The organism is Robinsoniella sp. RHS (assembly GCF_001029355.1).
In the GTDB taxonomy this organism is placed as follows: Bacteria; Bacillota; Clostridia; order Lachnospirales; family Lachnospiraceae; genus Robinsoniella; species Robinsoniella peoriensis.
In genome coordinates this window covers 20,570-28,687 of the sequence record NZ_JNGB01000099.1, presented here as the reverse complement: position 1 = coordinate 28,687, position 8,118 = coordinate 20,570, and the positions used below count along the sequence as shown (strand labels likewise).

Below are 8,118 nucleotides of genomic sequence, written 5' to 3'. Positions count from 1 at the left end.
CGGCGTCTTTCACGATGTCATTGATACTAGTATCATCAAAGCCATTTTCCAAAAAGAGATGAAGCGAGATGTCTTTAATTTTCTTATGTATTTTGTGATATTTCAATTCTTTTGCTAAACTGGCCATTTTGTCGTCCTTCTCGTTTGTATGTTAGAGGTTATGTAAAATTATGTAAGTAGGTCTTTGTCCAAAATGTACATTAAATGGAATAAATTATACAAAGAGTACGTCATAAATGACATTATAGCTGATTTTAAGAATGGTGTCGAGTGAAAAAGCTGTTATATTTGTAGTAAAATAGTCCGGCGGCATCTGCCAGAAACCAACCGATGGGGATTGCCCACCAGATACCTAAAAGCCCAATGGAAGGAACCGGAGCCAAAATATATGCCAGCAAAACACGGGTTCCCAGCGATATTACGGTGAGAACCACGGAAATTCCCGGTTTTCCAATACCCCGGTACAGACCGTAGAGAAGGAAGAGACATCCGATACCACAGTAGCACATGCCTTCAATGCGAAGATATTGAGTGCCGATGGAAATAATTTCCTGCTCCTGCGGCTGGATAAAAATCAGCATCAGTTTATCAGCAAAGATAAATACAGTTGCTGAAATAAAAAGGCAGAATATTACTGCGGTGCCAATCGCAGACCGGATGCCCTGGCGGATTCTTTCCGTTTTTTTAGCCCCAAAGTTCTGGGCAATAAAGGTAGAAAAAGCATTACCAAAGTCCTGTACCGGCATGTAGGCAAACGAATCTATTTTTACTGCGGCGGCGAAGGCGGCCATAACCTGAACACCGAAGCTGTTAACCAATCCCTGAATCATTAGGATTCCAAAGTTCATGATGGATTGCTGGATACAGGTAAGGGATGAGTATTGTATAATATCTCTTGTTAATTCCCGGTTAAATTGCAGGTGCCGCCTTTTTAGCCTTATATTCGGCAGGCGTTTCAGGCAGTAAACAGAAATACCGGCAGCAGAGATGCCCTGTGCGATTACAGTTGCCAGAGCGGCACCGCCGACTCCCATATGAAATGTAAGAACAAACAGTAAATCCAGCAGGATGTTTATCATTGCTGAAACAGCCAGAAAAATCAGCGGAGCCATGGAGTTGCCCATGCTTCGCAGCAGAGCCGCAAAATAATTATAGAGAAAGGTAAACATGATGCCAAAAAATATAATGCGCAGATAGTCTTCTGTCTCTGTCAAAATATCTGCTGGTATCTGCAGCAGAGAAAGCAAAGGGGAAAGCAGGCATAAAACAGCGATATTTATAATGAGACTGACCGATCCAATCAGAACAAATGAAATAAAAATACTGTTTTTTAAGCGTTCCATGTCCTGACCGCCGAACAGCATAGAAAAAACAATTCCGCTTCCCATACATAATCCTAGAATAATGGATGTCAAAAATACCATAAGTGTAAAAGAAGAGCCGACAGCTGCCAGAGGGCCTGCACCCAGGTATTTTCCCACAATCAAAGTATCGGCTACATTATAGAGCTGCTGGAGTAGGTTACCAAGAATCATGGGCACTGCAAAGCGGAGCATGACAGAAGTAACCTTTCCGGTTGTAAGATCTTTTTGCATAATATCCTCCTGGTTCTACGTAACTTACGAAACGTAATATAAAATATTCATTATGTAAGTAGGGTAACATTTTGAAACAGGGATGTCAAACGAAAAGTGAAAAGTGGTACAGGGCTTAAAAAATCTTGTGATATAACGCAGAAAATGATATGATTAATGGTACTATAAAAAGCAGTACATTGGAACATACAAAGATAGTTATTACCAGGAAAGAAGGGGCAGGCAGAATGTTCTTAAGCGGTCTGGATGAAATAGATCAAAAAATTACAGCATTACTGTTACATAATGCAAGAATGTCTTATTCGGATATCGGTGAAGCAGTGGGGCTTTCCCGGGTAGCGGTAAAGTCCAGAATTCAGGCACTGGAGGAAAGGGGTGTGATTGAGGAGTACACAACGGTAATCAACCCCCAGAAGATAACCGGTGCCATATCCTGCTATTTTGAGATAGAAATGAAACCCGGTAAACGACCGGAGATTATCCGGATTCTAAAAGAGAATGATACGGTAACCCAGATCTACCAGGTTTCCGGAAAATGTAAGCTTCATGTCCATGCAGTTGCAGCGGGGCATGAGGAAATGGAAATGTTTTTAAAAGAAGTTATATACAAGCTTCCGGGTGTGACTGACCTGAGCTGCAACATTATATTATCCAGGATAAAGGATATTAAAGGACTTCGGTTATAAACACGCTATGGTGGTACAGTCTTAATATAATAAATACAAGAAGGTAAAGTATGAAGTTACTAAATGAAATACCAGAAAGCTTCTGGAGTCTGTTCCGTTCTCCCAATCGGAATACATACATGGAAGCTTTGCTGAAGATAAATGAAGAATACCAATATAACAGTTATTTCTTAAGCAGGGAGGTCTGTATTCAGATACTTGGGGACTATTTTGCACAGCGGCGGGTAATGATGCAGAAGGAGGAACTGGAGTCTGAACTGGATATACTGGAACCACCGGCCACCAGGATACTGAACTGGCTGCTGAAAGCCCAGTGGCTGAAGAAGCTGGATGATTACTATATGCAGGTAACCAACATTATAATTCCGGATTATGCCGCCATTTTTATTGATGCATTTGAACGACTGAACAGTGATGAAGAAGATGACACGCAAATCTATATCCAGAATATCTATGCAATTCTCTTTTCTTTTAAAAATGATCCCCGGGCAAATACCAGTCTATTAAAAACAGCACTAGTGAATGTACGAAAGCTGAATAAATCCCTGCAGGATATGCTCCACAATATGGATAAGTTTTTCACCAGCCTTCTGGAACAGAAAAATTATGCAGATCTGTTAAAGGAGCATCTGGAGGGGTATGTAGAAGAGATCATCAACAAGAAATACCATATCCTGAAAACATCTGACAACTTTTATCTGTATAAAACCGATATTAAAGGATGGATACGGGAGATGCAGTCGGATATGGAGTGGATTTCACTGATGAGCCGGCGGGAGCAAAAAGAAATCAACGAGGGGGATATGCTGCGCATACTGGATGATATCGAGCGGGGATTTGATGATATTGAACACCGGATTTCCTTTATGGACAGAGAGCATATGAAATACGTGCGGGCTACCGTAACCAGGCTGAATTATCTCCTGAACGGGGAGGCAGACAGGCGGGGGCTGGTTATTCAGCTGTTAAATGAACTGTCAGCTGGTCAGGGGCAGGAAGATAAAATTAAAAAAGTATCCGCCAGGATGAATTTGTCTTCTTTTGAAATTCTCTCTGATAAATCCCTCTATAAAAAGAGGCGGGCGAAAAGCAGCTTTCATGCAGAGAACAGGTCTGAGGAAGTCAGAGAAGAGTTAAGCAGGGAAGAAATTTTAAAACTCAACCAGCTGCATAACCGGTATAGCAAAAAGCAGATTGAAGAATTTATTGAAAACAGGATGGAAAATGGCAGGATGAAGGTATCAGATTCCATGATAGAGACTATTGAGGAGTTTGAACAGCTCATCCTTGCATATGACTATGCCATCCGAAAGGGCAGCGGCTTTGCGGTGGAAAGCCAGGAAGTGGAATTTATTGAAAATGGGAAGTACCGCTACCCTAATCTGACGTTTGTGAAAAAGTAAAGTACACAGGAAAGAAGACAGGAAAGAAGACAGGTATAAAAATGATTACGTATTACGATGAATTATCACTGGAAGAAAGGCAGGAAGTAACTGCAGTAATCCAGACTTTATATAAACAGACGTTTCTTTTAGAGCGGAAATTTGATAAGAGAACGGGCAGATTCCAGTTTAATAAAGATTACCGGATCTGTAATAAACACCTGGAGTTTGTCAGGGAATATCTGGCAGTCAGCGGTATTGCGCTACTGGATAACAGCCAGGGCGGGATTATATATATACAGGGTGAAAATATTGTGGGGGAAAAGCTGCCAAGGCTGGCAACACTTTATATTCTCCTCCTGAAATTAATCTATGATGAACAGATGTCAGCCGCATCTACCAGCGTAAATGTTTATACGACTCTGGGAGATCTGAATGAACGGGTAGGGAGTTTTCATTTGCTGAAGGACAGGCCGTCAAATACAGAAGTGCGGAGGGCTGTTGCGCTGCTTAAAAAGTATCAGATTGTAGAGCCCCTGGATGCCATGGAAGAACTGGATCAAAATGCACGCCTGATTATATATCCCTGCGTAAATGTAGTTCTGATGACAGATGATATCCGAGCCATGTTAGAAGCGCTTAAGGCAGAACCGTCAGAAAAGTTTATGGAAACAGAGGAAGCTGGAGACGATGACGGAACAGGAGAAGCAGCAGGAATAGAAGAAGCATACGGAACAGGAGAAGCAGCAGGAACAGAAGAAGCATACGGAACAGGAGAAGCAGCAGGAACAGAAGAAGCATACGGAATAGGAGAAGCAGCAGGAACTGAAGAAGCATACGGAATAGGAGAAGCAGCAGGAACTGAAGAAATAGAAGGAACAGAAGGAATAGAAGAAATAGCAGATGCTGATGAAACAGAAGGAGACGAAGATGAAGGAACCGATGACGAAGATGAAGCATAAATTTGAGGCATTGTCCAGAATGTGTCTGAACAACTGGCATTACATAGACCGTAAAATTCTCTCCTTTAACCAGGAAATTAATTTTTTTACCGGACATTCGGGAAGTGGAAAATCAACAATTATTGATGCTATGCAGATTGTGCTGTATGCAAATACAGATGGCAGAGGATTTTTTAATAAAGCTGCGGCAGATGACTCTGACCGAAGCCTGATCGAATACCTTCGGGGGATGATCAATATAGGGGATGATAATGAATTTTCTTATCTGAGAAATGAAAACTTTTCCAGTACTATTGTTCTGGAGTTAACACGTACGGATACTTTGGAATGCCAGTGTGTGGGAGTGGCATTTGATGTGGATACTTCCACAAATGAAATCAGCAGGGTATTTTTCTGGCACGATGGTCCTCTCCTGGAACATGACTACCGGATCAAGCATAGAAGTATGTCTGTGTCTGAAATAAAAACGGAACTGCAGCAGCGGTTTACAAAGGAAGAGTGTTTTTATACTTCACATAACGAGCGTTTCAGAAGACAGCTTTACGATGTCTATCTGGGCGGACTGGACATGGAAAAATTCCCATTGCTGTTCAAACGTGCGATTCCATTTAAAATGAACATCAAACTGGAGGATTTTGTAAAAGAATACATCTGTATGGAGCAGGATATCCATATAGAAGATATGCAGGAAAGCGTTATGCAGTATGGCAGGATGCGTAAAAAAATAGAGGATACCTGCAAAGAAATTGAAGAATTAAAAGAAATACAGGCATTATATCAAAAGGTCTGTGAAAAAGAGCAGGAGCGTAAAAAATACAGTTATTTTACAGATAAACTGGATATTCTTCAGCTTAAAGAGCGGGTGGTCACTCTTCAGAATAAGGTGATCCTCTATACCCAGGATATAACCGGACAGAAGGAGCAGATCGGAGTTCTGGACCGGGAAATAGAAGAGCTGGGAAAAACCGGGGATGAGGTATTAAAGCACATTTCAGCCACCGGTTATGAAGAGCTAAAGCAGCAGTTGATCAGTATCAATGAGCTGTTGGAACGTATGGGAAAGAGTAAGGCACGCTGGGATCAGACCGGGTTAAGGCTCAAAGAGTGGATTGATCACGATATGACATCTAATTCTGTAATATGGGATATAGAAAAATTCATTAAATATGAAATTTCAGAGGTGGAACTGCATCATTTACAGGCATCCATCCGGGACCTGCAGACTGAGGTAACTGAACAAAAGCAGGATCTGGATATAGATATCCGCGCCCTAAAGACAGAGCAGAAAAAGATTCTGGAGGAATTAAAAGATCTGCACCATGGAAGAAAATCGTATCCCAAAGAGCTGCAGGACGCAAGACAGCAGCTGGCATATCAGCTATGTGAAAAAGCTGGAAAACCGGTAAAGGTGGATATATTGGCGGATCTTCTGGACATCAGGGATGAGAAATGGCGAAATGCCGTTGAGGGTTACATGGGAAACCACAAACTGGCCATTATTGTAGAGCCTTCATTTTCTAAAGATGCCATGGAGATTTACCGGAGCATGGATAAAAAGAAATATTATCAGGTAGCCGTACTGGATACGGAAAAAATTATGCAAAAAGAGTTCCGGGTAAAAAAGGGTTCTCTGGCAGAAGAGGTCAGTGCAAAAGAAGGCCATGTCAGGGCTTATATTAATTTTCTCCTTGGAAATGTTATGAAATGCAGCAGTGTGGAGGAACTCCGTGAGTCCTCTATTGGAATTACACCGGAATGTATCCTGTATCAGGGCTTTAAGCTGCAGCATATTAATCCGGATAACTATACCAGGTGGGCATATATTGGTGCGGACAGTCTGCGCAGACGGATGAAACAGTTAAATAAAAGAAGCCAGGAGCTGGTAAAAGAGTTAGATCCACGTCTGGAAACCAGAAAGTCTTACGACAAAATGCTTGGGATGGAAAGCCTGTCTAACGATGCGGCTGACTATCTGGATTGGCTGGCAGATATCAGGGACTGCAAGGCGAAGGAGAAAAGTAAAAAGGATCTGGAACTGAGAATTCAAAAACTGCGGGATAAAGATATTGCTTCTCTGGAAAAGAACAGAAATGAATTGCTGAAGCTTCAAAAGGAAAAGAGAAGGTGGCGTGAAAGTATCCAGAAAGCAATGTGGAAAAAGCAAGAGGAGATTATCGAAGGAAAACGCCTGCATTTGAATCTGGGAGAAGAACTGACGCAGAAAGAAAAGAAATTTCCTTCTGATCCGGCGATGGATGAGGAAGTGCAGGAATATTTGAAGAAAAAGACAAATCCAAACTTCGAGAAACTGCGGGACTATTTTACCGGGCAGGTGAATGCAGCCCTTCGTGGGCAGGATGAATTTTTCCGGGATCTATGTGCCCTGCGTCACCAATACCTGCTTCACTATCCAGCCAGAGGATTTGCCCATGACAAGGCAGATAACCGGGAATATGATGAGTTACTGGAAAGATTAAAATGTGATAATCTGCCAAAATACATGGAGATTGCCGGGGAGCGGGCACGACTGGCTACCAGGGAATTTAAAAATGATTTTATGCTGAAAATCCGCAGTGCCATTGTAGAGGCAATGCAGCGCAAAGACGAACTGAACCGGATTATCAGCAGGCTGGACTTCGGTAAGGATAAATATCAGTTTATTTTTGCTAAAAATAAAGGGCCCGATGGAAGATTTTACGATATGTTCATGGATGATTCCCTGGAAATTAATCCTTCGGATCTGTCCTTGTCTATGGAAAACCAGATGAATTTATTTACCATTGCCCATGAAAGCCACTATGGAGAGCTGATATCAGAGCTGATCTCTATCTTTATCCCTCCTGAAAATGCAACACCGGAGGAAATGGAGGAGGCGAAGCGCAATATGCATAAGTACGCAGATTACCGTACCTATCTCTCTTTTGATATGCAGCAGACTATCCAGAGTGAAAATGAAACAATCAAGATACATCTGAGCAGGATGTTAAAGAAAAATTCCGGCGGAGAGGGACAAAATCCCCTTTATGTAGCCCTTCTTGCAAGTTTTGCCCAGGCTTACCGTTTTAACCTGCCGCCCAAGCTCCAGCGCAATCCCACCATACGCCTGGTTATTTTGGACGAGGCATTTTCCAAAATGGACGGAGAAAAAGTAGCGAGCTGCATCAAACTGATCCGGGATCTGGGATTCCAGGTAATCATCAGCGCCACCAATGATAAGATGCAGAATTATCTGGAAAATGTAGATAAGACCTTTGTTTTCGCCAATCCAAACAAGAAAAGTATTTCCATCCAGGAATTCGAACGTGTGGAATTCCGGCAGTTGTCCGGTGAGTAAGTGACGCTTAGCAGCGAAAGCCTGAATCTTGGAAGAGGTGTTGCGACAGGGGCACCGCAATTGTCCCGCCTCACCTCTTCTGTACACATACCTGATTACACAAAACCTTCTTGTTTTCAGCTACCCCTCCTAATTTTTACTTACAATTTACATAAATAG

5 protein-coding genes are annotated in these 8,118 nt (G+C 42.2%); 4 read left to right on the top strand and 1 reads right to left on the bottom strand.

Going from position 1 to position 8,118, the window contains the following annotated elements:
* Positions 1-254: 254 nt before the first annotated feature.
* The gene (locus tag RHS_RS23510) at positions 255-1,595 is read right to left on the bottom strand and encodes an MATE family efflux transporter (RefSeq protein WP_027295515.1); all 1,341 of its coding nucleotides are present in this window, start codon (positions 1,593-1,595) and stop codon (positions 255-257) included.
* 227 nt (positions 1,596-1,822) lie between these two features.
* Here RHS_RS23510 and RHS_RS23505 point away from each other — a divergent pair, with 227 nt between their 5' ends.
* The 4 genes from RHS_RS23505 to RHS_RS23490 are packed head-to-tail and all read left to right on the top strand — an operon-like array spanning position 1,823 to position 7,959.
* Positions 1,823-2,281 (top strand): Lrp/AsnC family transcriptional regulator, encoded by a 459-nt coding sequence (locus RHS_RS23505; RefSeq protein WP_044296296.1) that lies wholly within the window; start codon positions 1,823-1,825, stop codon positions 2,279-2,281.
* 50 nt (positions 2,282-2,331) lie between these two features.
* The gene (locus RHS_RS23500) at positions 2,332-3,684 is read left to right on the top strand and encodes a Wadjet anti-phage system protein JetA family protein (protein ID WP_047834526.1); all 1,353 of its coding nucleotides are present in this window, start codon (positions 2,332-2,334) and stop codon (positions 3,682-3,684) included.
* A 41-nt stretch (positions 3,685-3,725) separates the two neighbouring features.
* Positions 3,726-4,625: a DUF4194 domain-containing protein gene (locus tag RHS_RS31775; protein ID WP_395023435.1), complete on the top strand. Its 900-nt coding sequence runs from the start codon at positions 3,726-3,728 to the stop codon at positions 4,623-4,625.
* Positions 4,573-7,959, top strand: a complete 3,387-nt coding sequence (locus tag RHS_RS23490; RefSeq protein WP_395023434.1) for an ATP-binding protein — start codon at positions 4,573-4,575, stop codon at positions 7,957-7,959. The genes RHS_RS31775 and RHS_RS23490 overlap by 53 nt, the downstream gene beginning before the upstream one ends.
* Positions 7,960-8,118: the final 159 nt, after the last annotated feature.

What these genes read in the sequence shown, in the direction of transcription:
- RHS_RS23505 (WP_044296296.1), top strand. Translation starts at nt 1,823, where the DNA reads ATGTTCTTAAGCGGTCTGGATGAAATAGATCAAAAAATTACAGCATTA.
- RHS_RS23490 (WP_395023434.1), top strand. Translation starts at nt 4,573, where the DNA reads ATGAAACAGAAGGAGACGAAGATGAAGGAACCGATGACGAAGATGAAG.
- RHS_RS31775 (WP_395023435.1), top strand. Translation starts at nt 3,726, where the DNA reads ATGATTACGTATTACGATGAATTATCACTGGAAGAAAGGCAGGAAGTA.
- RHS_RS23500 (WP_047834526.1), top strand. Translation starts at nt 2,332, where the DNA reads ATGAAGTTACTAAATGAAATACCAGAAAGCTTCTGGAGTCTGTTCCGT.
- RHS_RS23510 (WP_027295515.1), bottom strand. Translation starts at nt 1,595, where the DNA reads ATGCAAAAAGATCTTACAACCGGAAAGGTTACTTCTGTCATGCTCCGC.